Genomic DNA, 23372 nt, shown 5'->3' with positions numbered 1-23372 from the left:
TCACTCGGGGCCGGCGTCCGGGTCCACCGGCGCGTCGAGTCGCTGCGTACACCACGGACAGAAGTCCAGTTCCTCGTCGAGTTCCTTCCCGCAGGCCGGACACGTCGGGGCGTCCTCGCCGTCGTTGCCCGCTGCTGGCGTCGCCGGCGAGGACTGCTTGACCGCGAGCACGTACGCGTCGACCACGCTGAACACCCGCACCGCCAGCAGGCTCAGCGTCACCCGCGACCCGAAGGACTCGCTGGCCTCCAGCAAGCCCTGGAGTCCGCGAGCCTCGAAGGCCTGGATGGCCGACTCCGGGACGACGACGGCCGCCGTCACGACGGCCAGCCCGAACCACGCGACAGCACGGAGCCACGCCCGCAGGTACGCGTGGCCCAGCCCGGGGTAGAAGAACCCCAGCACGCCCGCGATGAGTCCACGTCTGTTGACCACACCGGGGCTCTCTCGCCAGCGCCCCTAAACCCACCGACAGCCGACGCCGGTCACTCCTACCGGAGGTCCGAGAGCAGGGAGCGGAGCGCTTCGGCGCTGTACTGGCCGGGCGCTGTCGACGCCTCGGGGTCGACCGGCGCGTAGCCGAGCGTCGACCCGTACAGCGGCGCGACGGCCCGCGTGTGCCGGCCGAGTTCGCCCATCCCCATCGTGGCGACGGTCATGCCCGCGGCGCTGTACTCGTGGGTGACCCGCAGGAGGTCGAGGGCGTCCCCGCGGTCGGTCGGCGTCACTGCGAGCTTCCCGACATCGCCCAGCGAGCACGCCTCGCCGAGCCGGTCGGCCATCTCGGAGAGGTCGGGCGCGCCCTCGAAGTCGTGCGTGGAGATCACAGACGCCGTCTCGGTCGAGCGCGCGGCCGCCAGCGCCTCCGCGCCGTCGCCCTCGTCCTCGACGAGCGCGGCGAGTTCGATGTCGATGGCGGCGACGCAGTCGGTGCGCGCGGCCTCCGCGAGCGCGTCGACGCGACCCTCGTCGTCGGCCTCCCCACCCTCCCACACCGGCCGGTTCGTCGCGAGAACGGGGAGTTCGCCGTCGTAGTCGTCGAGAGCGCCGAGGGGGTCCTCGGCGAGGTCCATGCGGAACTCGACGAGGTCGGCGTGCTCGCGGGCCGCCGGCTCCTCGGAGAGGTCGCCGACGGTTGCCGCCAGCATGAAATCCTGGAAGTCCATACCGGCCCCACGCGCGGCCAGCAGGAAAAAGGGTGCTACACTGTCCCGAACCGGGGGCCCACTACACCGGGATGGTGTCTTCGGCTTCCAGCAGCTCGTGGTAGCGGTTCCGGATGGTGACTTCGGAGATGTCCGCGACCTCCGAGACCTTCGCCTGCGTCGTCTTCTCGTTCGTCAGCAGCGCCGCGGCGTAGACGGCGGCGGCCGCGAGGCCGACCGGCGACTTGCCGGAGTGGACGCCCTTGTCCTTCGCGGTCTTCAGGAGCTCGCGGGCGCGGTGGCTGGCCTCGTCGCTGAGACCGAGGTCGCTGGCGAACCGCGGCACGTAGCTCTCGGGGTCCGCGGGCGCAACCTCCAGACCGAGTTCGCGGACGACGTAGCGGTACGTGCGGGCGATCTCGGCCTTCTCGACGCGGGAGACGTCCGCAATCTCGTCGAGGCTGCGCGGGACGCCGGCCTGCCGCGCGGCGGCGTACACGCAGGACGTGGCGACACCCTCGATGGAGCGACCGGGCAGCAGGTCGTCCTCGAGCGCGCGGCGGTAGATGACCGACGCCGTCTCACGGACGTTATCCGGCAGGCCCTGCGCGGAGGCCATCCGGTCGATCTCGCCGAGGGCCTGCTTGAGGTTGCGCTCCTTGGCGTCCCGAGTGCGGAAGCGCTCGTTCCACTTGCGCAGGCGCTGCATCTTCTGGCGCTGATTCGAGGACAGCGAGTTCCCGTAGGCGTCCTTGTCCCGCCAGTCGATGTTCGTCGACAGTCCCTTGTCGTGCATCGTGTTCGTGGTCGGTGCGCCGACCCGGGACTTCTCGTCTTTCTCCTTGGAGTCGAACGCGCGCCACTCGGGCCCGCGGTCGATGCCGTCCTCCTCGACGACGAGCCCGCAGTCGGCACACACCGACTCCCCGTGCTCTTCGTCGTTGACGACGAGGCCGCCGCACTCCGGGCAGCCGTCCGTCGATTCCGATTCCGTCTCGTCCGTGCGCTCCTGCTCGCGGGAACGCATTCGTGCGTCTGTCATAAGCGTACAGCCCCCCGGAAAAACCCGGATGAGTCGTAGGGCATTCGTTTACCCAGTTACAACTTAACAGTTGCGTTCTCCGCTCGCCGCGCGCGTCGGTGGCACGCGCCCTCACACTCGGATATTCGCGAATTTCGCCGATTCGAGCCCACCGGCAATATTCCTGACAAAGGCTCGCTGCAAACTACTCGGTGGTAGACACAATTATTAGTGAAGAACAGAGGGGTTCTCCTCCGGACCGCGAGCGTTTTGCCGGCAGCCCCGCAAACACGGCTATGCGCGTCGTCTCGCTCGCGCCGAGCGCCACGAACGTCGTCACCGCCCTCGACGCCGCCGACCGTCTGGTCGGCCGGACGACGCACTGTAGCGCCGACGCGCCCGCCGTGGGCGGCTGGCTGAATCCCGACTACGAGGCGGTCGTCGACCGCGACCCGGATGTCGTCCTGACGAGCGACGGCCTCCAGGCCGAGATTCGGGACGACCTCCGCGACCGCGGCCTCGACGTCCAGCACGTCGAACCAGCCACACTTGACGACGTCCTCTCTTCGTTCGCCGCCATCGGAGCCGCCGTCGGTCTCCTGGAACGCGGCCACGCACTCGAAGCCGCCTGCCGCGAGCGCGTCGAGACAGTTTGTGAGCGAGCGCCCGCCGACCGTCCAGTCGTCTACTGCGAGGAGTGGGCCGACCCACCGATGGCGGCCGGCAACTGGGTGCCCGACGCCGTCGACGCGGCGGGCGGCCGCTATCCGTTCGTCCCCTCGGGCGAGCGCTCCCGCGAGGTCGACCCGGACGTCGTCCGCGAGGCCGCCCCCGAGCACGCCGTCGTTCACATCTGCGGGACGGGCGAACAGACCGACGCCGACCCCGCAGACCGCTGGGGCATCGACGCCGACGTTCACGTCGTCGACGACAGTCTTCTGAACCAGCCGAGCCCCCGACTTATCGACGGCATCGAGCACCTCGCCGGCTTGCTCCGCGAGGACTAAGGCGCGCGCTCCCGGTGGGAGGCGTGCACGTAGCAGTCGGTTCCGGCAACCCCGTGAAGCGCGACGCCGTCCAGCGCGCGCTCCCCGACGCCACCGTCGACGCCGTCTCCGTCGACAGCGGCGTCAGCGAGCAGCCCTGGGGCGACGACGAGACCATCGAGGGGGCCCGCACCCGCGCCGAGCGGGCGTTCGGACCGGAGTACGACCTCGGGGTCGGGCTGGAAGGAGGGGTTTGCGCGGTCGAGCATCGCGAGACCGCGGGGAACGCGAGCGGTGGAACCGCGAGCACCGAGCGGGACGGCGACCTCTACCTGATTATGTGGGCGGCCGCCACCGACGGCGACCGCACCGAAATCGCGGCCGGGCCTCGCCTCCGGCTCCCCGGTAACGTGGCCGCTCGGCTCCGCGACGGCGACGAACTCGGGCCGGTAATGGACGACCTGCTGGACACGTCCGGTGTCGCCGAGAATCAGGGCGCGGCGGGCGTGCTGACCGCCGGGATGACCGACCGGACCGAGGCGCTTCGGACGGCCGTCGCGGGCGCACTCGGGCCGTTCGTCACCGAGTACTACTGACTCTCGCTACTGCTCGCAGACCACTGCGGTCTCACGGCTCACTTCGCTCGCTCACGGGTCGCTGCGCTCCCCGTTCGCGGTTCTCGTGGCTCTCGCCCCCGATGGTCGCTCCGAGCCACGCTACTCCTCGACGGGCGTGGCCTCGCTCTCGGCCGCGACGTCCGCCTCCCGGCCGTCGACGGCCTCGGTCAGCGAGACGTTCAGCGTCGTCATCGAGACGGCACCGCCCGCCACGGTGACGACGTTCTTCACGATGTGGTCGACGATGGCGATGCCGACCGCCGTTCCGAACGCCACCGGGAGCAGCGTCGACACGATGGCTGCGAACGCCGCCTCGTAGATGCCGATGCCGCCCGGCGGCCCCGGAATGACCTTCGAGAGGTTCCCGACGCTCACCGCGAAGAAGCCGACGGCGAGCAGGCTCGCGAGCGAGAGGTCGAGGCCGAACGCCAGGAACACGAGCAGGGCGGTCGCGACGTCGATGGTCCAGATGACGACGCTGGACGCGCCGATGCCGGCGAACGCCCGGCCGTCCGCGGCGACCTTCTGGACGTCGCCGACGAACCGCTCGAAGATGCCGGCGACGAACTCGACGTAGGAGTCGTCGCTCGCCCACTCCACGAGCCCGCGGACGTAGTTCGAGTCGGTGCGGGCCGACCAGACGATGGCGACCACCGCGGCGACGGCGAGCGCGCCGACGACGGTAGAGACGATAGTCGCCTGCTGGACAGCCGCGGACTCCTGGCCGCTGAGCCCCTCGCCGGCCGCCGTCGACGCGAGTTCGGCCAGTGTCGACGGCGAGAACAGCGACAGCGCGACGAGCACGCCCCCCGCGAGCACGGTGATGGTGAGCAGGTCGAAGACGCGCTCGACGGCCAGCGACGCGAACCCGGTCGTGTACGGGACGCCCCGCCGGGCCTTCACGACGTACGCGCGGATGGCGTCACCCGCTCGGGCGGGGATGACGAGGTTCCCGGTCTGACTGATGAACACCGCGCCCGTGAGGAACCAGACGTCCTCCCGGTAGCCGAGTTCGGCGAGGATGTCCCGGTAGCGCTGCCCGCGCAGGGGCCACGACGTCAGGTAGACGACGGCCGCGGCGGCGACGAGCGCGGGGTCGGCGTTCGAGACGGCGTCGACGAACGCGCCGACGTCGATGTAGACGAACATCAGCGCGAACGCTGCGACCGACAGCAGGCTCCCGACGACCATGCCCGTGCGGCGGTTCGCGTACGGGCTCACCGAGAACTCCCAGAAACACCGCAGAATCTGGCTCCCCATGCCGAAGACGTCCCGCACGAGGTCGACCTTCGAGTCGCCTTTCGGCGTCCAGTCGACGGCGAACTCCTTGACGTCGAGGCCGCGGCGCTGCGCGCGCACGAGCATCTCGGTGTCCCAGAACCAGTGCTCGTCCTCCACGTCGTCGACGAGCGTCTCGAAGGCGCTCCGGCTGAACGCCTTGAAGCCACACTGGTGGTCCCGTAACTCGGAGCCGAGCAGCGTCCGCACGGCGACGTTGAATCCTTTCGAGGGAACCCCGCGTTTCGCGGGGCGGTCTGCAGCCTCCCCCGGCATCCAGCGCGAGCCCGTGGCGAGGTCGAAGCGTCCCGAGCGCACGCTCTCCACGAGCTCTTCGAGGTGCCGCATGTCCGTCGCCATGTCCGTGTCGAAGTAGACGAGCGTGTCGCCGCGAGCGTCACGAAACGCCGCGTTCAGCGCGCCGCCGCGTCCCAGACGGTCGTCGCTGTGGAAGTGCCGGACGCGGTCGTCGTCGGCCGCCAGCCGGTCGGCGATTGCCGGCGTCTCGTCCTCGCAGCCGTCTTCCGCGACCACCACCTCGAAGCTCTCCGCCGAGAGGAAGCTCTCGAGGGTGTCGAGCGTGGTCTGGACCGTCGTCTCGATGGTGTCGGCCTCGTTGTACGCGGGGAGGACGACGCTCACCTCGACGGCCGAATCGCTCATTGAAACCACTGTTCGCTGGCTCGCTGTAAGTTCCTTCGGTCTCCCCCCTGGCCGGGCCGCGACCAGCAGACGGCACGACGGTTGCCGCGTGGCGTCACGATGCCGGCCACCGCCGACCGAGACGGCAGTTAGCCAAGCCTACCAACTACACCGACTACCGTACCACTGCCACCGCTCCGCTCCCCCAAAACCGCAAGCAAGCGCGGCGTTTTACTGGCCGTACCAAACCCCTCTTGGGTCGGTACGCCGTCCGTACTGATATGAGCGCGACCGCCGCGGCGGCCCAGTCACTCACCCCCAAGCAGCACCGCATCCTCGACTACCTCCGCGACCACGCCGACGACCGCACCTACTTCAAGTCGCGGAACATCGGCGACGAACTCGACCTCTCTGCGAAGGAGGTCGGCGCGAACATGCCCGCCATCGAGGAGGCCGACCACGACCTCGACGTCGAACGCTGGGGGTACTCCTCCTCGACGACCTGGAAAGTCGTCGCCTGAACACCCCGGCGTCTGCGGCTGTCGTCCACCCGGTCAGTCGCCGGCCGTCGTCGGCGACACCGCGTTTTCGGTCAGTCGCGCGCCGCTGCGCGTGACACCGCTGTCAGTATCTGTCCTCGCAGCCCACTCGGGCTGTGCGCGCTCGAACTGCCGAGCGCCGGCTACGGGTCGTAGGAGAGCAAGTCGGCCGCGTCGCCCGCGAAGTCCACGGCGTTCGCGTCGAAGGAGTCGGCGTACCGCACGAGCAGCGTGACGAGCGTCTCCGGGCGCTCGACGGCGTAGCCGTCCGTCCGCGACAGCATCCCGGCGTCCTCGAGCTGGGCGGCGTACTTGCTCACGGTCGCCGGTGACACGTCCAGCGCGTCCGCGAGGTCGCTGCCGGTCGCGTCCGGATTCCGGAGGAGTTCCACGACCATCCCCCGCGGGGTGTCCCGCCGGAGGTAGCCCAGCGCGCGCTGCTCGAAGGCCGAGAACTGGCCCGCCGGATAGAAGCGCTTGTAGTCGCCGTCCCGTACGCTCTCGACGGCACCGTCCTCCAGCAGCGTCCGCAGGTGGTGCTGGGTCTCGCCGGTCCCCAGCTTGAGGTCGTCGCGGAGCTTCGAGAAGTGCGCGCCCGGCGTCGTCGCCAGGTAGCCCGTGATGGCGTCGCGGACCTCGCTGCTACCCTCGACGCTGTCGTCGCCCGCGAGCCGCGTCAGCGGACTCGCTGCGCCGACCGCGGCGAACCGGCGGAGGGTCGCGCGCTTGTCCTCGTCGATACCCATTCGAGTCACCGTACGCGACGACCCGAGAAAAACGTTCGGTGCGGTCGCCGACGGCGGGGCCGGGCTACGTCTCGTCGCTGCCGCCGTTGTCGAGTTCCGCGTCCATCTCCTCGATGACTTCGTCGGCGTTCTGCAGGCCCGTGTCCTCGCCGCGCTGGACGGCCTCGGCCTGCTCCTCCAGGTCTGCGGGGTCGACGTCCGCCTCCTGGCTGATCTGGTTCAGAATCTCGTCGATGTCGTCGAGCCCGATGAGTTCGCGGGTCTCCGCGTCGAACTCCAGGCTCCCGAGTTCGGTGCCGTCGCCGGAGACGTCGCTGCCGGAGAGGTGTTTGCCGTACCGGCCGACCAGGCTGGACAGCTCCTGCGGGATGACGAACGTGTTCGACTCGCCGTGGCCGATGCCCTCCAGCGTCTCCATGCCCTTCTCGATGATGGCGCGCTCGCCCATCGACTCCGCCGACTTCGCGCGGAGCACGGTCGAGATGGCGTCACCCTGGGCTTCGAGAATCTGGGACTGCTTCTCACCCTGCGCGCGGATGATGTTCGACTGCTTGTCACCCTGCGCGTTCTCGATGGCGGACTGCCGCTCACCCTGCGCCTCCAGAATCATGGCGCGGCGGCGGCGCTCGGCGCTGGTCTGTTGCTCCATCGCCTTCTGGACTTCCTGGCTCGGGTTGACCTCCCGGACCTCCACGCTCTCGACCCGGATGCCCCACTCGTCCGTGGGTTCGTCGAGTTCGGTGCGGATGCGGGAGTTGATCTCCTGGCGCTTGTTCAGGGTGTCGTCGAGTTCCATGTCGCCGAGCACCGCGCGCAGCGTCGTCTGCGCCAGATTCGATACGGCGGTCTTGTAGTCGTCGACTTCGAGGAACGCGCGTTTCGCCTCGCGCACCCGGATGTAGACGACGGCGTCGGCCGTCACCGGAGAGTTGTCCCGCGTGATGGCCTCCTGACGGGGCACGTCGATGGTCTGCGTACGCATGTCGAACGTGTACGTCCGGGAGACGAACGGCGGGATGATGTTGATACCCGGTTCGAGCAGCCCTCGGTACTCGCCGAAGACCGTCAGCGCCTGCTTCTCGTAGGCGTCGACGATCTGGACGGTCTCGTAGATGACGACGGCCAGCAGCACCAGTAACAACAGTCCGACGACTGTCGTCAGGGAGCCACCGACGACCGTCGCCGGGGGTCCGGCAGCGACGGCCGCCAGTTCGTTGCCGACCTGGAGTGGTGTGAACATCGTCAAGAACGTTCGGCGACCGGACAATAAGTGTTGGCGTCGCTCGCCACGGCTGAAATCGCAGGGCTGCTCCGGCGCAGTCGGGTCTATTGCCGTCGACCGGTGGTCCGGTCTCGTCAGTTCGCGTTCGCCGCGTCGCCGTCTTGCCCTGCGTCTCCGGGGCCGCCCGCGTCCGAAACCACGGTGGTGTCGTCGGCCGAGTCGTCGACCGGTTCGACGGTGACAACGTTGCCGCCCCCGGGGTCGACGACCACGACCTCCTCGTCGACCGGGATGGTGCCGACCGTGCTGCGGGCCGCGTACGAGGAGTTGAAGCCGCCGCCCTCTAAGTCGATGCGGCCCGACCGGCTCGTGACCTCCTCGACGACGTACCCGGTCTTCCCGCGGAGGTCACTGGAGGCGAGCGTCTGACCGCTGTCCGTCCCCTCGTAAATCTCGTAGTAGCGGTAGACGTACAGTGCCACCATCCCGACGATGAACACGACCCCCGCAAGCACGAACGGCGTCGCGTTCGACAGCAGGAACATCCCGACGAGGCCGGCGGACAGCAACGCCACCCCAAGCACGATGAGATGCGCACCGGGCACCAGCGCTTCAGCGATGCAGAGGACTGCCCCTGCGACGACGAGCACGAACGACAGCGACTGCCCGAACACACCGTCCATACCTCCGCGTTAGGGGAGTGGGGTGAAAACCGTTACCCGAACAGCAGCAACGCGATGGCTCCCGCCATCGTCGCGACGCCGAGCAGGAAGAACGCGACGTTCTCGGCGGTCGGTGACCCGGGCTCGATGGGGTCGGGGCCGACGTCGGCGTCCTCACCGACCTCGTCGAGCTCGAACCGCCAGCCGTCCTCGGCGCTCTCGTCCGTCTCGCTCATACTCGGGCTTGGCCGCGGACGGGCAAAAGCCCCCGGGTCACTGCTCGGCCCGGTAGACGACGCCGCGCTCGCCGTCGACGGTGACGAGTCGGTCGTCCGGAACCGCGTCCACGTCGGCGTTCCCGACCATGGGTGCACCCAGTTCTCGCGCGACGACGGCGGGGTAGCCCGTCAGCCCGGAGTCCGCGCTGACGATGGCCGAAATCTTCGAGAGGTCCCCCTCGAACTCGGCGTCGAAACCGGGTTCCAGGAGCAACACGGCGTTCTCGGGGGCATCCGAGAGGTCGCCGTCGCCCACGCGGAACGCCCGACCGGTCGTCCGGCCGTCGACCACCGACTGGCCGGCGACGAGCGTCTCCGCCGCGACGTGGACTTTCAGCGTGTTCGTCGTGCTCGCGCCCTCCAAGTCCGTCATCATGCCGACCAGCACGACCACGGTGTCCCCGCTCTCGACCTCGCCGGAGTCGACGGCCGCCTGCACGGCGCGCTCCACGACCGTCGTGGCGTCGCCCTCCGCGACCTCGGCGTAGTTCGCGTGGACGCCCCAGTTCAGGGCGAGCTGTCGCCTGACGCCGTGCGAGGGCGTCGCACAGACCACGGGGACGTTCGGCCGGAACTTCGCCGCCTTCCGCGCCGTGTACCCGGACTCGGAGGCGACCACGACCGCGCTCGCGTCGACGTCCCGCGCGAGGTAGCGCGCCGACCGCGCGAGCGCGTCTGTCTTCGCCGTGCCGTCCGCAGTCGGCACGCGCTGCTCCTGGAGTTCGGCGTACTCCTCGCTGTCCTCGACCTCGCGCACGATGCGGTCCATCGTCTCCACCACGCGCGTCGGGTGGTCACCGACGGCCGTCTCCCCGGACAGCATCACCGCGTCCGTGCCGTCGAGGACGGCGTTCGCCACGTCGCTGGCCTCCGCGCGAGTCGGGCGGCGGGCGTGGACCATCGAGTCCAGCATCTCGGTCGCCGTGATGACGGGGACGCCCGCGTCCCGGCACTGCCGGATGATGCGCTTCTGAATCATCGGTACGTCCTCCATCGGGCACTCGACACCGAGGTCGCCGCGAGCCACCATCACGCCGCTGGCGGCCTCCACGATGCCGTCGAGGTTCTCGACCGCGCCGGCGCGCTCGATCTTCGCGACGATGGGGATGTCCGCACCGAACGACTCCAACACACGGTTCACGGCAAGCACGTCCTCGGCGTCCCGGACGAAGCTCGCCGCGACGTAGTCGACGTCCAGGTCGGCCGCGAGTTCGAGGTCGCGGCGGTCCTTCTCCGTGACGACGTCCAGTCCGAGTTCCACGCCCGGGACGTTCACGCCCTTCCTGCTGCCGAGGCTGCCGCCGGACAGCACCTCGGCGTAGACCGTCTCGCCCTCCACGCGGTCGACGACGGCCTCGATGCGGCCGTCGTCTAGGAGCACTCTGTCACCGGGTTCGGCCGCCGCGATGCTCGTCGAGAGGCCGACGCGCTCGGGCGTCGTCGTCTCCCCTTCGGCGAACGCGACCTCGGTCTCCGCTCGAATCTCGACCTCGCCGTCGGTCTCCGCCGTCCTGACTTCCGGGCCCTGCGTGTCCAGCATCACCGCGAGCGGCTTCTCGGTCTCCTCGTCGACAGCGCGCGTCGTCTCGACGAGCGCCCGTCGGTCCGCCGGGCCGCCGTGGCTCGCGTTGATGCGCGCCACCGTCATTCCCGCGTCCGCGAGCGCTCGAACCGACGCCTCGTCGTCGGTCGCCGGGCCGAGCGTGCAGACGATTTTCGCGTTCCTCATTGGCGAGTCGTACACCGTCGCCCGGCAAAAACCCACGCTATTCACTCGAAACCGAGTTCTCGTTTCGCCACAGGCGTTTTGTCACTCCGTGCAAAATGCTACCACATGCCGACTTACGCCGCGTTCGCGAACGTCGAGACCGGCCAGTTCCAGAACGCCCAGGAACTCGCGTCCATCTGGGGCGACCTCCGTCAGGACCTCGAGACCCGCGACTGCGACCTCCGCGACGCCTATGTCCTCCTCGGCGAGCGCGACGTCCTCCTCCTCTTCGACGCCACGGACCGACAGGCGGCCCTGGAAGCCTCCATCGCCGCCGAACGCTACGGCATCGAACTCCAGACCATGGAAGCCACGCACGTCGACGAACTCGGGAGACTCGTCGAAGACGGCACCTAGGCACTTTTTGCGCTGCAAGGGGTCGCCTCCGGCGACCCCTTTCGGCAAAAACTTGCGGAAAAAGCACTCCTCCTTCGGTCCGTTCCGTCCCTCAGTCGTCGGCCTGCGCCCACTCGCACCGCTCGTTCGCGCAGTGAACCGCTTCACTCGGGTCCGTTGGACCGCTCGCTCGCGGATGCTGACGGCTACCGGCTGTCGAATCAGCCGATATATGCCGGCTGCGTAGATTCAAGTAGGAGAGCGGGACCAGCCCGTCCCGTGACCTGACAGCCGGCCGGTGCGTACAGCTTCGGAACGGCGGCACCTCGCACCGGCACAGTCCCGCCGCCTGCTAGCCCTACAAGACCTTCGTGCCCGGTTCGCTGTCCTCGTGCGTGGTGAGGAGGTCGGCGTCGTCGCCGGCCGCCAGCACCATCCCGTTGGACTCCACGCCGAACAGCTCGGACTGCTCCATGTTCGCGACCACGACGACCTTCGTCTCCGGGAGGGCGTCGAGGTCGTGGAGCTGCTTGATGCCGGCGACGATCTGCCGGACCTCGTGGCCGATGTCCACTTCGAGGCGCGCCAGGTCGTCGGCACCCTCGATGCCCTCGGCGGACACTACTTCCCCGACGCGCAGGTCGAGGTCCTGGAAGTCCTCGAAGCTGATGCGGTCCTCGGTGAGCGGTTCCAGTTCGGTCGAACCGTCGTCTTCGTCGGTCACGTCTGCCTCGTCGTCCTCGCCGCTACTGGCCGCTTCGATTTTCGTCTGGAGTGTCTCGTCGAGGTCCTCGACGCGCTCGTCCTCGACCTTCTCGAAGAGCTCCTCGGGCTCGCCGAACTCGGCGGGCGGGGCCTGCAGGCAGTCCGCGATTGTCGCGTCCTCGGCGCTGCCGTCCTCGCCGAGCTGGCTCCAGAGGTCGTCGGCCTTCTCCGGGAGGAACGGCTGCAGGAGGACGGCGACCGCCTTCACGAGCTGCACGCAGTCCCGGATGACTGGTGCTGCCTCGTCGTCGTCGAGCTTCCAGGGCTCGTTGCGCTGGATGTACTCGTTCCCGAACCTAGCGAGCGCGACGGCGCGCTCCCCGGCCGTCCGGAGGTCGTAGTCGTTCAGCGCGTTCTCGTAGTCGTCCATCGCCTGCACGATTTCGGTCTCGACCTCGTCCGAGAGCGCGGCGTCCTGTGGCGTCCCGCCGAAGTTCCGGTTCGCGAACAGCAGCGCGCGGTACGCGAAGTTCCCGACGGCGTCCGCCAGTTCGGTGTTCACGCGCTGCGCGAACCGCTCCCACGAGAAGTTCACGTCGCGCTCGAAGCCGCTGGCCGTCGCGAGGTAGTACCGCAGCAGGTCGGGGTGGAACCCCTCGTCGAGGTACTCCTCGGCCCAGATGGCGCGGTTCTTCGACGTCGACAGGCCCTTCCCGTCGATGTTCACGAACCCGGTCGCGCACACCGCCCGCGGTTCGGCGTAGTCCGCGCCCGCCAGCATCGACGGCCAGAACACGGTGTGGTGCTGGATGATGTCGCGGCCGATGACGTGGACGAGTTCCCCGTCGCCGTCCTTCCAGACGGACTCCCAGTCGAACGTCTCGCTGCCGACGCGCTCCGAGTACTGCTTCGTGGAGGCGACGTACTCGATGGGCGCGTCGACCCAGACGTACAGCACGAGGTCCTCGCCGCCCTCGCCGGGGTAGTCGATGCCCCAGTCGAGGTCGCGCGTGATGCAGAAGTCCTCCAGCCCGCCCTCGATCCACTCGCGGGGCTGGTTCTTCGCGTTGTTCGTCCCCTCCATCCGGTTGATGAATCCTTCGAGGTACTCCTGGAAGTCGGAGAGCCGCAGGAACTTGTGCGTGCGCTCGTGGTACTCCGCGCTGTTCCCCGTGATGGTGCTCACGGGCTCCTCGATTTCGCCGGGTTCGAGGTGGCGCTGGCAGCCCTCGTCGCACTCGTCGCCGCGGGCGTGCTCGCCGCAGTACGGACACGTCCCCTCGACGTAGCGGTCGGGCAGCCACTGGTCGGCGTCGGGGTCGTACGCGACCTGAATCTCCTTCTCGTAGACGTGGTCGTTGCTCTCCCACGCTCGCACGAACTCCTTCGTGAGTTCGACGTTCGTCTCTTCGTCGGTGTGGCCGTAGTTGTCGAACTCGACGTTGAACTGGGGGAACGTCTCCGCGTACTGCTCGTGGCGGTCGAGGCCGAGTTCGAGCGGTTCGACGCCCTCCTGGATGGCCTGTACTGCGATTGGCGTCCCGTGCATGTCCGTCCCGGAGACGAACACGGTCTCTTGGCCGAGTTTCTGGAGGCCGCGACTGAACGCGTCGCCGCTCACGTACGTCCGCAGGTGGCCGATGTGCAGGTCCCCCGTCGGGTAGGGGAGGCCGCACGTCACCACCGCCGGGTCGTCGGTGGGGTAGTCCTCGTCTGTCATGTGTTCGTGTTGCCGTGGCGCGGGCCTAAAGCCCGCTGGTTGTGTCGTGGCGTGCTGGTTGTCGGACCGGGCTCGCAGCGGAGACGGGGGTCCCGGCGGTCCGACAGCCGTTTGCGGGCTCAGGGCCGGCAAAGATTCTAGCGTTCGACCGAGACACCGCCGAACAGTGCGAGGCCGGTGACGACGAGGTCGACCTCGCCGTCGGTGCCGGTCGGTGGCCGCGTGTCCTCGCTGCCGCCGAAGAGGCTGAGCACGTCGAGGTCGACGGTCCAGTCCTCGGGGACGTGGAGCTCGGCACCGCCGAAGGCGACGAGGCACTCGACGGTCGCGGGCGGATTCGAGACGGTTGCGTCCCGGAGGTCGAGTTCGGCACCGCCGAACGCTACGAAGACGTCGCCGCCGCGGAACCCCGCGCCCGTGACGCGACGCTGGGTGCCGCTGAACAGGCTGACGATAGAGACGGTGCCGGCGTCGCTGGCGTCGACGGAGACGCCGCGGGTGCGGCGGGAGCGCCCGACAACGTAGAGCACGCCGAACAGGACGACGAACAGCGGCCACCACTCGCCGATCTGCGCGTCGGTGACGAGGTCGAGGTTCCGCGCCTGGTAGGTGCCGGCGACGGCGACGACCATCACGGGGCCGGTGAGGTTCCGGAATCGGCTGCGGACGAGCGCCCAGACGCCGAGCGCGACGAACACGAGCGGGAGGTAGTTCCAGAGGTTCTCCGTGGCGACGAGGTCGGTCGTCGACAGCAACAACAGCAGTCCGACGAGGACGATGAGGCCGCCCGTGGTGAGGCGGCCGGAGCGGAGGCGAGCCATACCTCCGCCGAACACGTCGCCTGTGTTAACAGTACCGCCGGGTCACGCGAGGATGATGACGCCCTCGAAGAGCGCGATGGTGACGACGAGGCGGCCGACGCCACCTGCGAAGGCGGCGGCCGCGAACCGCTCGTAGTCCTTGTCGATGACGGAGAACGCGTACACGGAGATGGTGTCCGGGAAGAACGGCACCGAGAGCGCCATCGCCATCCCGTAGTACCCGTAGCGCTTGACGAGGTTGACGAGTTTGGACCGCGACCACTCCACGGGGTCGTAGCCGAACCGCCGGAGCGTTCGGACGACGATGCCGGAGTGACTGGCGTTGTAGCCGAGGTGGAGGGCGACGACGCTGCCGAGCGCCTTCCCGGCGGCGCTCACGAGCATGACGACCAGCACCAGCGGCGCGCCGGAGAGCCCGAGTCCGAGGTGGGCGGCCTCACCGCAGACGTAGCCCGCGGGACAGAGCACGACTTCGCCCGGCAAGGGGAGGACGAACGTGATGAGAAACGAGTAGACGAAGATGAGCGCGAGCCCGGTCCACCCAGTGGCGGCGCGGACGGCGCTCTCGACGCCGCCGAAGTCGAGTCCCAGGAGCAGTGGGGCCGTGACAGACACTACCTGCGCGAACGAACCCGCGAGTCAAAACCCTACTGGAGTCCCACGGACTGGCCGCGGCCGACCGGCTGGTCAGGCGACGGCGTCGACGTCGACGAGGAAGGCGTCCAGCATCTCGCGAGTGACGTGGGGCATGCAGACGACGCGGAGGGCGTCGGAGGCAGTCCGGGAGATGCGCCAGCCCTCGTCGCGGAGCGCGTGGAACTCGTCGTCCGGGAGGTCGGCGGCGACCAGCGGGAGTTCGGGGTCGACGACGTCGTAGCCGCGGGCCGACAGTTCGGCCGCGAGGTAGTCGGCGTTGGCCTGGGAGCGCTCGTACTGCTCGCGGTAGCCCCCGGGCCAGAGTTCCGAGAGCACCGCGTGAGCGCCCGCGACGCCCCCGCCGGAGCGCGTGCCGCCGAGCGTGGGCTGGGTGTCAGATTCGAGGTACGGCGTCGCGATGGCGAGCGCGTCCAGCGTCTCCGGGTCGCGGGCGAGGAAGCCACCGGCGGGCACGGGTGCCTGCCCGACCTTGTGGGGGTCGATGGTCATCGTGTCCACGGGCGCGTCGGAGAAACTCCAGTCGTGGTCGGTGAACGGCAGGAAGAACCCGCCCCACGCGGCGTCGACGTGGAGGCGTGCGCCCACGTCAGCCGCGACGTCCGCGAGCGCGGGAATCGGGTCGACGCGGCCGTACTCGGTAGTGCCGGCGACGCCGACGACGACTGCGGTGTCGTCGTCAGCGAGGTCGACGACGGCGTCGATGTCCGCGCGGTGGTCGTCGTCGGTCGGTGCGAGCCGCAACTCGACGTCGAGCACGTCGGCGGCCTTCTGGAAGCTGAAGTGCGCGCTCTCCGGCGCGACCACGTTCACGTCGCCGTCGGCGAGGTTGCGGGCAGCGCGGACGGCCTGGAGGTTCGCCTCGGTGCCGCCGGCCGCGACGTAGCCGTGGGGGTCGTCGAGGGCGACGACGTCGCCGAGCATCGCGACAGCCTCGCGTTCGAGGTCGGCGACGGTAGGGTAGGTCTCCGGGTCGCCGGGGTTCGTCGCGAGGAACCGCTCGGCGGCCTCGCGAGCGGCGGGGTGGGGGTCCGTACACATCGAGGACAGCACCCGTTCGAAGTCCTGTGGGGCTCGCCGCGTTTCCGCACGCGTCATACCCACACCGAACGCCAGCAGCGGTTTAGCGGTTCCGCTCTCCGGTCAGCCCGCCGCGTTCACGGTGACGTGTTTGCGGTTCACGATGCCTTCGACGGTGATTTCCACGCCGCCCTCGATGGGGTCGCCATGCTGGAGGGAGCCGAGTTCGTAGGTCCCGTCGCTCTGACCGACGAACAGCGACTGGCCCTCGCCGAAGTTCTCCTGAGTGAACAACTGGTCGCCGACCCGGATTCGCGCGGTGAAGGTGTCGCCGCCGGTGTGGTCGATGGCGACGTAGCCGTCGCTGGTGGTGCGCACGTCGAGGTCCGCGGTCGGCAGTTCGGCGCGCGCGTCGCCGGTCCAGCCCGGGGCCGGTGCCGCGTCGACCTCGGTCTCGGCGAGCGTGACCGTGTGGTGGAACTCGTCGGTGCCGGCGTAGTCGGACATCGTGTACTCGAGTTTGTGGACGAGGCCGTCGCCGGCGACGAGTAGCGTGGCGCTCTCGAGGTCGGCGTCGACGGACGCGTTCTCGACGAAGCTGTCGGCGCGCAGGCGGGCGACGCGCTCACCGTTCTCGGTGGTCGTCCCCGCGGTCTGGAAGTCCGCGAGCCGGAGCAGGTCGGACTGGCGGGCCGCGCCGTGCGTGCCGCCGGGGCTGTACCGGGAGCCGAGCCCGAAGTCGGGGCCGTCGCCGCGGTCGAGGCGGGAGGCGGCGAACGACTCGTTGGCGAACGCTTCGAGCGTCGAGGTGGTGGAGCCGTTCGTCGCGGACTCACGTTCGACGAAGATGGCGCTGTTGGCGACGACGATGCGTTCTTCGTCCGTCATCGTGGTGTCGCCGGCGGTCTCCTCGTAGGCGTTTCGGACCTCGTAGCTGTCGCCGCGTGCGTCGACGTGGGATTCCAGCAGCGTCGTCTCGTTCGCGAGTTCGCCATCTTCGACGCCGGGCGGAGAGACGTCGCCACCGACTCCGGGGAGCGCAGTACAGCCAGCGACGGCGAGTAGTGCAACGGCCAGACAGGCGGTCAGTCGCTTCACGACACCTCGTGGTGCTGCTACCAAATTTAAAATTTAGGAAACAGAACTAAAAATGAATGTGGTTGTAGCGCCGAAGTTCCGTCGCCTCTCCAACTCAGGCCTGCTCGCTCTCGGTGAGGTAGCGGATGCGTTCGGGGACGGGCGGGTGCTGGTAGTGGAACGCTTCGTAGTAGGGGTGCGGGAAGGGGTTACCGAGGTTCTCGCTGGTGAGGTCAGCGAGCGCGTCGGCCAGCGACTCGCCGCCCCCCATCACGTCCACGGCGAACGCGTCCGCTTCGCGCTCGTTCGCGAGCCAGAGCTTGTTCTGAATCGGCGCGGTGAGCTGGCTCAGCGGCTGGAGCCAGAGACCCGCGAGCAGCAGGCCGGCGGCGGGCTGCTCGGGGACGCCGAACATCCCGTACAGCCAGCCGGCGTCCAGCAGGAACGACGCGACGAACAGCAGGACCGCCGCCTGCAGCGCGCTCGCGGCGACGTTCTGCCAGATGTGCCCCTTCTTCCAGTGCGCGAGCTCGTGGGCGAGCACGCTCTGGACTTCCTCGTCGTCCATCTGCTCGACGAGCGTGTCGAACAACACGACGCGTTTCGTCCGTCCGAACCCGGTGAAGAAGGCGTTCGAGTGCCCGGAGCGCGAGGACGCGTTCATCACGTACACCTGGTCGCAGGCGAACCCGGCGCGCTCGAAGACGTCCTCGACGGCGTCCCGCAGACTACCGTCCTCGACGGGGTCGAAGTCGTAGAACAGCGGCATCACGACCCGCGGCACGAGTACCTGCGTGGCGAGCAGAAATGCGACTACCACGCCCGTCGCCGCGACCCACCACCACTCCGGGAACGTCTGCACGGTGAACAGTACCGCCGCCCCGAGGATCGCGACGAAGACGGCACCGACGACGGTCCCGACGAGTTTGTCGCGGGCGAACAGCGCCGGGGACTGCTCGTTGAAGCCGAACGCCGTCTCGACGCCGAACGTGTCGACGGCGTCGAACGGGAGACTCAGCACTTGGAGTGCGAGCACCGTCCCGACGAACAGCACGACGCCCGCGAGCAGGTCGTTCGCGATAGTGCCGTACACCCACTCGACAGCGCCGCCGAACACGCCCGCGTACAGCGCGAGCAGGACGACCACGAGCACGACGACCGACTCCAGTTGGCTCGCGGCCGTGGTGAGCCGGTGGTACGCGAGCAGTTCCTCGGGGTCGTCGACGCCGATGCGGTCGGCGAGCCAGTTCGCGCGCTCGCGGACGGCACGCTCCGCGTGTCGGACGTTCAGGGCCGCCAGATACGCGAAGAACAGCGTCGTTCCAGCGACGAGCGCGAGGAAAACAGCATGATAGACGAGCACATTCCCCAGTACCTGCTTGGGGGCCTAAGTAATTCGGGGCAGGGAACGTCGCCCGCCTACTCCCGGACGGATTCGAGGAGCATGCGTTGCTCGACGCGCTTGACCTCGTGCTGGACGTCGCGGACGGCGTCGATGTTCGCGGAGATGGAGGAGACGCCGGTCTCCACGAGGAAGTCCACCATGTCGGGCTTCGAGCCGGCCTGCCCGCAGATGCTGGTGGCGACGTCGTGCTCGCGGCACACCTCGATGGTGTGTTCGATGAGCCGCAGCACCGAGGGGTGGAGTTCGTCGAAGCGGTCGGCGACGTTGCCGTTGTTGCGGTCGACGGCGAGCGTGTACTGCGTGAGGTCGTTCGTCCCGAAGCTCGCGAAGTCGACCCCCTCCTCGGCGATTTCGTCCATCGAGAGCGCCGACGCCGGCGTCTCGATCATCACGCCCCACGAGCGCTTCTCGATGTCGATGCCGGCCTCGGCCATGAGGTTCCGGGCGCGAGCGACGTCCTCGGCGTCGTTCACGAGCGGGAACATCACTTCGACGTTGTCGTAGCCCATCTCGTAGAGCTCGCGGAACGCCTCCAGCTCGTGCTTGAACACGTCCGGCCGGTCGAGGCTGCGGCGGATGCCCCGGTAGCCGAGCATCGGGTTGTGTTCGTGGGGTTCGTCGTTGCCGCCCTCGAGCTGGCGGAACTCGTCGGTCGGCGCGTCGAGCGTGCGGACGCGCACCGGACGGGGGTAGAACTCCTCTGCGACGCCCTGAATGCCCTCCACGAGCTCCTGGACGTAGGCGTCCTCGCCGTGGTCCTCGATGTACCGTTCGGGGGTCTTGTTCGTGGAGAGAATCATGTGCTCCATGCGGAGCAGGCCGACGCCGTCGGCACCCGTCGCGGCGGCGCGCTCGGCGGCCTCCGGGATGGAGACGTTCACCTTGACCTCGGTGGCGGTCATCGGCTTCACGGGCGTCTTCGGCCGGGCCTCCTCGATGGGGTCGCGTTCCTCGTCGGTCTCCACGCGGCCCTCGCGGACGACGCCACGGTCGCCGTCGAGGGTGACAATCTGGTCGTCGGCGAGCGTCGTACTCGCGTCCTGCGCGCCGACGACTGCGGGGCAGCCGAGTTCGCGGGAGACGATGGCGGCGTGGCTCGTCATGCCGCCCTCGTCGGTGACGATGCCGGCCGCCCGCTTCATCGCCGGCACCATGTCCGGGGTGGTCATCTCCGTGACGATGATGTCGCCGTCCCCGACTTTGTCGAGCTGGTCGAGCTTGGTGACGACGCGAACCGGCCCGGAGGCGACCCCCGGGCTCGCGCCGAGACCGTTCACGAGCGCTTCGCCGTCGCCGCTGTCGGTGTCAGTCATGTCTTCCTCGTCGTCGATGGTGGTGATGGGGCGGGACTGCAGCATGTAGACGTCGCCGTCGACCATCGCCCACTCGACGTCCTGTGGGGTGCCGTAGTGGTCTTCGACGCGCTCGCCGATGGCGACGAGGTCCGTGATCTCGTCGTCGGAGAGCACGCGCTCGGTTCGCTTCTCGTCGGGGACCTCGCGTTCGACGGTTTCGCCCGTCTCGGCGTCCTTGACGTGCATCACCTTCTTGTCCGCGACCGTCACCTCCTCGACCGCGCCGGTATCGCGGTCGACGTGGTAGTTGTCCGGGGAGACCGAGCCCGAGACGACCGCCTCGCCGAGCCCCCACGCGGCCTCGATGATGGCTTCGTGAGCGCCCGTCGACGGGTGGCTGGTGAACATCACGCCGGACTTCTCGGCGTCGACCATGCGCTGGACGACGACCGCGATGTTCACGAGGTCGTGGTCGAAGCCCTGTTCCTGTCGGTAGTAGATGGCGCGCTGGGTGAACAGGCTCGCCCAGCAGCGCTTCACGCGGTCCAGCAGCCCCTCGCGGGTGATGTTCAGGAACGTCTCCTGCTGGCCGGCGAAGCTCGCGTCCGGAAGGTCCTCGGCGGTCGCCGACGACCGCACGGCGACGAACGCCTGTCCGTCGTCGAGCGCGTCGTACGACGAGAGGATGTTCTCGCGGAGCTCCTCGGGGAACTCCGTGTTCAGGATGAGGTCTTTCGCTCGCGCTTCGGCGTCGGCGAGCGCGGCGGAGTCCTCGGCGTCGACGTCCACCGCGTCGAACAGTTCCTGGTCGATGCCCGCTTCCTCGATGAACGTCCGGTAGGTGCCGGCGGTCACGACGAAGCCCGGTGGGACGGGGAGCCCGGCGTCCGTGAGCTCGCCGAGCGACGCCCCTTTTCCGCCGACGCTGTCGATGTCGTCGGCCCGTACGTCTTCCAGCCAGCGTACAGCCATGTGGCAGGTAGACAGTCGGGGAAAGCCCCTAAGAAGATTCCGAACGCCTCGGGACGACTGACACGTCTAACTCGCTTCCGAGTTGTTCTTCTGGACTGCGGTCGTCAGCCGGGGACGATGGCTTTTAGCGGGCGGCTTCCATCGGGGCGCGCATGGACGCGAAACGCTCCGCCGTACACGCCGGGAAGTACTTCCTGCTGACGACGCTGCTCGGCGTCGTCGCGCTCGCGCTCGTCGGCTACGGCGCGGTGCTGGCCGAACCCGCGCTCGCCGACGGACTGACGACGGGCGAGCGCGTGAGCGAGGCGGTGCCCGGACTCGCGCTCGCCGCCGTCGGCGTCGCCGTCTACCGCTTCGGCGAGTCCTGGGCGCTGTACGCGACGCTGACCGACGCCCACGAGGAGGCGCTGTCCGACACCTACGACACCGAGCGCGTCAAGGCCGACATCGTCAGCGTGCTCGACGACCGGCTCGCCGACATGCAGAACGACCTCCAGTCCGTGAACCGCGAACTCCGCAAATTCAAGGAAGACGACGTCTTCGACTTCGGCGACTCCGACAACTAATCCGGAGTTCTACGCTTCGAGGATGTCGTCCTCGTCGGCGTCGGGGACGACCAGGTCGCCGTCGAACGTCTCGACGGCTGTTCCGCCCACCGTGGGTGCGCCCCCGTCCGCCGCCCGCACCCGAACCGTCCCCGGACGGTCGACGAAGTGCCCCTGCTCGAACACCATCTCTTCGGGCGTGTCGTCGTCGAACGCGCCGAAGTGGTCGAGGTACGCGCCCGCCGCGCCGCTCGCGGTCCCCGTCACCGGGTCCTCGTCGACGCCAGCGCCCGGGACCCACGCGCGGCCGTGGAGCGTCGACTCCCGGTCCAGCGCATCGAACGAGAACATGTAGACGCCGGCCGCGCCGACCTCGTCCGCCAGCGTCTCGACCGCGTCGAAGTCCGGATCGGCGTCCCCCAAATCCGAGAGGTACGTGATGGGCACGACGAGAAACGGCAGGCCGGTGTCGGCGACGGCCAGCGGGATGTCGTCGCTGGCCCCCCGCAGCGCCGCGGCCTCGGTGCCCGTGACGCGAGCGACACGCTCGTAGGACAGGTCCACCTCGCGAATCTCGGGCGCGTTCTGGGTCATCCACACCACCCCGTCGTCTGTCACGTCGATGTCGAGGACGCCGACGTTCGTCTCCAGCGTGTGCTCGCCCGCCTCGATGCTGCCGTCGGCGAACAGGTGCGCGTGGCTCGCGATGGTCGCGTGCCCGCAGAGGTCGACCTCCGTAGTCGGCGTGAAGTACCGCACTCGGCGGTCGGCGTCGTCGCTCCCGGTGACGAACGCCGTCTCGCTCGCGCCCAACTCCGCCGCGATGGCCTGCATCTGGTCGTCGGCGAGTCCGTCGGCGTCGGGCACCACGCCAGCCGCGTTGCCCGCGCACGGCTCGTCGGTGAACGCGTCCACGAGCAGCGCTCGCGTCTCTGTCATACCGGCCGTTCGGTGGCCGCGGTGTTCGGTGTTTCCCTCCGCAGTCGCCGGACCGGCGCTCCCGGCTACAGGGTGGCCGCGGTCACTCTTCCGCAGGAGCCCGGACGGTCAACACCGGCACCGGCGACGTCCGAACCAGGAACTCGGCGACGCTGCCGAGCACGTATCGGTCGAAGCCCGTGCGGCCGTGCGTCCCGACAACTAGGAGGTCCACGTCGTTGTCCGCGACGTACGCGCGGATGGCTCCCGATACGGACGACCCGAACGCCACGGCGTCCGCGGCCGGGTCGACACCGGCGTCGGCGGCGTGCGCTGCCGCGTCCGCGAGAACGTCCCTCGCGTCCGCCTCCAGGGCCTCGCGGAGGGCCTCGGTTCGAACGTCCGGTCCGAGCGCCGCGATGTCGACGACAGAGAGCAGGTGGAGGGCGGCGTCCGTCTGGTCGACGACCTCGACGCCGACATCGAGGGCGGCGCGTCCACAGTCGCTGCCGTCTACCCCCACGGCCACCGCCTCGAACGGGTAGGCGGCCGTCGCGTCGCCGTCGGGCCGCACTGTGAGCACGGGGACCTCGCTGCGTCTCACGACCCGTTCCGTCGTGCTTCCGAGCAGGAAGCGCTCCAGCCCGCGCCGTCCGCGAGTCGGCATCGCGACCACGTCGACGCCGGCCGACTCGGCGTAGTCACAGACGACGCGGTACGGGCTGCCGCGCTCGACAGTCTCGACGACGTCGACACCGCGCTCCCGTGCGCGCTCGGCGGCCTCGTCGACGGCGTCCCGCGCGTGCTCCACGAGCGTGTCGTCCCCGGCCGCCGTGTCGAGTGCGCCCCGCGTCGTGTTCGCGACGCTGAGGAGGTGGAGCGTGGCGTCTCGGGCGGCCGCGACGTCGAGCGCGAACGCGAGACCGGCGGCCGCCCCGTCGCTGCCGTCCGTCGGGAACAGGATGTCGTCGAACATACCCCCAGAGACGTGACAGGGACA

The 23372-nt window shown here is 69.1% G+C and carries 23 protein-coding genes; 5 read left to right on the top strand and 18 right to left on the bottom strand.

The window, feature by feature from the left end; translation table 11 throughout:
- The 3 genes from BMW35_RS06025 to BMW35_RS06015 form a co-directional block, all read right to left on the bottom strand.
- Window positions 1-435: a DUF7575 domain-containing protein gene (locus tag BMW35_RS06025; RefSeq protein WP_089668475.1), complete on the bottom strand. Its 435-nt coding sequence runs from the start codon at window positions 433-435 to the stop codon at window positions 1-3.
- A gap of 56 nt (window positions 436-491) precedes the next feature.
- Entirely contained in the window at window positions 492-1166 is a 675-nt protein-coding gene (locus BMW35_RS06020; RefSeq protein ID WP_089668474.1) for a type I 3-dehydroquinate dehydratase, read from the bottom strand.
- A 61-nt stretch (window positions 1167-1227) separates the two neighbouring features.
- Entirely contained in the window at window positions 1228-2187 is a 960-nt protein-coding gene (locus BMW35_RS06015; protein ID WP_089668473.1) for a transcription initiation factor IIB, read from the bottom strand.
- A 275-nt stretch (window positions 2188-2462) separates the two neighbouring features.
- Between BMW35_RS06015 and BMW35_RS06010 the strand changes: the two genes are divergently transcribed.
- On the top strand, window positions 2463-3173 hold the full coding sequence (locus BMW35_RS06010; RefSeq protein ID WP_089668472.1) for a helical backbone metal receptor: 711 nt from the start codon (window positions 2463-2465) through the stop codon (window positions 3171-3173).
- A 23-nt stretch (window positions 3174-3196) separates the two neighbouring features.
- Window positions 3197-3748, top strand: a complete 552-nt coding sequence (locus tag BMW35_RS06005; protein WP_089668471.1) for a DUF84 family protein — start codon at window positions 3197-3199, stop codon at window positions 3746-3748.
- A 120-nt stretch (window positions 3749-3868) separates the two neighbouring features.
- On the opposite strand, the gene BMW35_RS06000 is transcribed toward BMW35_RS06005, so the two are convergent.
- Window positions 3869-5710 (bottom strand): flippase-like domain-containing protein, encoded by a 1842-nt coding sequence (locus BMW35_RS06000; RefSeq protein WP_089668470.1) that lies wholly within the window; start codon window positions 5708-5710, stop codon window positions 3869-3871.
- 260 nt (window positions 5711-5970) lie between these two features.
- Between BMW35_RS06000 and BMW35_RS05995 the strand changes: the two genes are divergently transcribed.
- Entirely contained in the window at window positions 5971-6210 is a 240-nt protein-coding gene (locus BMW35_RS05995) for a DUF7123 family protein (RefSeq protein WP_089668469.1), read from the top strand.
- Between the two features lie 161 nt (window positions 6211-6371).
- On the opposite strand, the gene BMW35_RS05990 is transcribed toward BMW35_RS05995, so the two are convergent.
- From BMW35_RS05990 to pyk, 5 genes are all read right to left on the bottom strand, one after another.
- Entirely contained in the window at window positions 6372-6974 is a 603-nt protein-coding gene (locus BMW35_RS05990; protein WP_089668468.1) for a winged helix-turn-helix transcriptional regulator, read from the bottom strand.
- 64 nt (window positions 6975-7038) lie between these two features.
- The gene (locus BMW35_RS05985) at window positions 7039-8214 is read right to left on the bottom strand and encodes an SPFH domain-containing protein (protein ID WP_089668467.1); all 1176 of its coding nucleotides are present in this window, start codon (window positions 8212-8214) and stop codon (window positions 7039-7041) included.
- Between the two features lie 116 nt (window positions 8215-8330).
- The gene (locus BMW35_RS05980; RefSeq protein ID WP_089668466.1) at window positions 8331-8879 is read right to left on the bottom strand and encodes an NfeD family protein; all 549 of its coding nucleotides are present in this window, start codon (window positions 8877-8879) and stop codon (window positions 8331-8333) included.
- A 32-nt stretch (window positions 8880-8911) separates the two neighbouring features.
- Entirely contained in the window at window positions 8912-9094 is a 183-nt protein-coding gene (locus BMW35_RS05975; protein ID WP_089668465.1) for a DUF7312 domain-containing protein, read from the bottom strand.
- Between the two features lie 37 nt (window positions 9095-9131).
- Window positions 9132-10865: a pyruvate kinase gene (gene pyk / locus BMW35_RS05970; protein ID WP_089668464.1), complete on the bottom strand. Its 1734-nt coding sequence runs from the start codon at window positions 10863-10865 to the stop codon at window positions 9132-9134.
- Between the two features lie 105 nt (window positions 10866-10970).
- On the opposite strand from pyk, the gene BMW35_RS05965 reads away from it, so the two are divergent.
- On the top strand, window positions 10971-11261 hold the full coding sequence (locus BMW35_RS05965; RefSeq protein ID WP_089668463.1) for a GYD domain-containing protein: 291 nt from the start codon (window positions 10971-10973) through the stop codon (window positions 11259-11261).
- Between the two features lie 337 nt (window positions 11262-11598).
- Here BMW35_RS05965 and metG read toward each other — a convergent pair whose 3' ends face one another.
- The 7 genes from metG to ppsA all read right to left on the bottom strand — a co-directional run bounded on the left by metG (window position 11599) and on the right by ppsA (window position 20909).
- Complete coding sequence (metG, locus tag BMW35_RS05960) at window positions 11599-13665, bottom strand: methionine--tRNA ligase (RefSeq protein ID WP_089668462.1); 2067 nt, start codon at window positions 13663-13665, stop codon at window positions 11599-11601.
- Window positions 13666-13802: 137 nt separating this feature from the next.
- On the bottom strand, window positions 13803-14486 hold the full coding sequence (locus BMW35_RS05955) for a LiaF transmembrane domain-containing protein (RefSeq protein ID WP_089668461.1): 684 nt from the start codon (window positions 14484-14486) through the stop codon (window positions 13803-13805).
- Window positions 14487-14528: 42 nt separating this feature from the next.
- On the bottom strand, window positions 14529-15101 hold the full coding sequence (locus BMW35_RS05950; protein ID WP_089668460.1) for a VTT domain-containing protein: 573 nt from the start codon (window positions 15099-15101) through the stop codon (window positions 14529-14531).
- 72 nt (window positions 15102-15173) lie between these two features.
- The gene (mfnA, locus tag BMW35_RS05945) at window positions 15174-16238 is read right to left on the bottom strand and encodes a tyrosine decarboxylase MfnA (protein ID WP_089668459.1); all 1065 of its coding nucleotides are present in this window, start codon (window positions 16236-16238) and stop codon (window positions 15174-15176) included.
- 45 nt (window positions 16239-16283) lie between these two features.
- A complete protein-coding gene (locus BMW35_RS05940; RefSeq protein WP_089668458.1) occupies window positions 16284-17258 on the bottom strand; it encodes a hypothetical protein in 975 nt (324 codons plus the stop codon).
- A 94-nt stretch (window positions 17259-17352) separates the two neighbouring features.
- The gene (locus BMW35_RS05935; RefSeq protein WP_089668457.1) at window positions 17353-18600 is read right to left on the bottom strand and encodes a M48 family metallopeptidase; all 1248 of its coding nucleotides are present in this window, start codon (window positions 18598-18600) and stop codon (window positions 17353-17355) included.
- Between the two features lie 56 nt (window positions 18601-18656).
- A complete protein-coding gene (gene ppsA, locus BMW35_RS05930; protein WP_089668456.1) occupies window positions 18657-20909 on the bottom strand; it encodes a pyruvate, water dikinase in 2253 nt (750 codons plus the stop codon).
- A 152-nt stretch (window positions 20910-21061) separates the two neighbouring features.
- Here ppsA and BMW35_RS05925 point away from each other — a divergent pair, with 152 nt between their 5' ends.
- Window positions 21062-21475: a hypothetical protein gene (locus BMW35_RS05925; RefSeq protein WP_089668455.1), complete on the top strand. Its 414-nt coding sequence runs from the start codon at window positions 21062-21064 to the stop codon at window positions 21473-21475.
- A 9-nt stretch (window positions 21476-21484) separates the two neighbouring features.
- Here BMW35_RS05925 and BMW35_RS05920 read toward each other — a convergent pair whose 3' ends face one another.
- Together BMW35_RS05920 and BMW35_RS05915 are read right to left on the bottom strand one after the other, a co-directional pair.
- Window positions 21485-22393 (bottom strand): PhzF family phenazine biosynthesis protein, encoded by a 909-nt coding sequence (locus tag BMW35_RS05920; RefSeq protein WP_089668454.1) that lies wholly within the window; start codon window positions 22391-22393, stop codon window positions 21485-21487.
- Between the two features lie 82 nt (window positions 22394-22475).
- Entirely contained in the window at window positions 22476-23348 is an 873-nt protein-coding gene (locus BMW35_RS05915; protein WP_089668453.1) for a universal stress protein, read from the bottom strand.
- Window positions 23349-23372 lie beyond the last annotated feature (24 nt).

It is taken from the genome of Halobacterium jilantaiense, assembly GCF_900110535.1.
GTDB classification, from domain to species: Archaea; Halobacteriota; Halobacteria; order Halobacteriales; family Halobacteriaceae; genus Halobacterium; species Halobacterium jilantaiense.
This window is presented reverse-complemented; position numbering and strand designations above follow the sequence as displayed.

Bases quoted from the DNA above. Each gene is read 5' to 3' on its own strand.
- BMW35_RS05975 (WP_089668465.1), bottom strand. From the start codon at position 9,094: ATGAGCGAGACGGACGAGAGCGCCGAGGACGGCTGGCGGTTCGAGCTC.
- BMW35_RS05920 (WP_089668454.1), bottom strand. From the start codon at position 22,393: ATGACAGAGACGCGAGCGCTGCTCGTGGACGCGTTCACCGACGAGCCG.
- BMW35_RS06000 (WP_089668470.1), bottom strand. From the start codon at position 5,710: ATGAGCGATTCGGCCGTCGAGGTGAGCGTCGTCCTCCCCGCGTACAAC.
- BMW35_RS05990 (WP_089668468.1), bottom strand. From the start codon at position 6,974: ATGGGTATCGACGAGGACAAGCGCGCGACCCTCCGCCGGTTCGCCGCG.
- BMW35_RS06020 (WP_089668474.1), bottom strand. From the start codon at position 1,166: ATGGACTTCCAGGATTTCATGCTGGCGGCAACCGTCGGCGACCTCTCC.
- BMW35_RS05965 (WP_089668463.1), top strand. From the start codon at position 10,971: ATGCCGACTTACGCCGCGTTCGCGAACGTCGAGACCGGCCAGTTCCAG.
- BMW35_RS06010 (WP_089668472.1), top strand. From the start codon at position 2,463: ATGCGCGTCGTCTCGCTCGCGCCGAGCGCCACGAACGTCGTCACCGCC.
- BMW35_RS06015 (WP_089668473.1), bottom strand. From the start codon at position 2,187: ATGACAGACGCACGAATGCGTTCCCGCGAGCAGGAGCGCACGGACGAG.
- BMW35_RS05925 (WP_089668455.1), top strand. From the start codon at position 21,062: ATGGACGCGAAACGCTCCGCCGTACACGCCGGGAAGTACTTCCTGCTG.
- ppsA (WP_089668456.1), bottom strand. From the start codon at position 20,909: ATGGCTGTACGCTGGCTGGAAGACGTACGGGCCGACGACATCGACAGC.
- pyk (WP_089668464.1), bottom strand. From the start codon at position 10,865: ATGAGGAACGCGAAAATCGTCTGCACGCTCGGCCCGGCGACCGACGAC.
- BMW35_RS05985 (WP_089668467.1), bottom strand. From the start codon at position 8,214: ATGTTCACACCACTCCAGGTCGGCAACGAACTGGCGGCCGTCGCTGCC.
- BMW35_RS05915 (WP_089668453.1), bottom strand. From the start codon at position 23,348: ATGTTCGACGACATCCTGTTCCCGACGGACGGCAGCGACGGGGCGGCC.
- BMW35_RS05980 (WP_089668466.1), bottom strand. From the start codon at position 8,879: ATGGACGGTGTGTTCGGGCAGTCGCTGTCGTTCGTGCTCGTCGTCGCA.
- BMW35_RS05955 (WP_089668461.1), bottom strand. From the start codon at position 14,486: ATGGCTCGCCTCCGCTCCGGCCGCCTCACCACGGGCGGCCTCATCGTC.
- metG (WP_089668462.1), bottom strand. From the start codon at position 13,665: ATGACAGACGAGGACTACCCCACCGACGACCCGGCGGTGGTGACGTGC.
- mfnA (WP_089668459.1), bottom strand. From the start codon at position 16,238: ATGACGCGTGCGGAAACGCGGCGAGCCCCACAGGACTTCGAACGGGTG.
- BMW35_RS05995 (WP_089668469.1), top strand. From the start codon at position 5,971: ATGAGCGCGACCGCCGCGGCGGCCCAGTCACTCACCCCCAAGCAGCAC.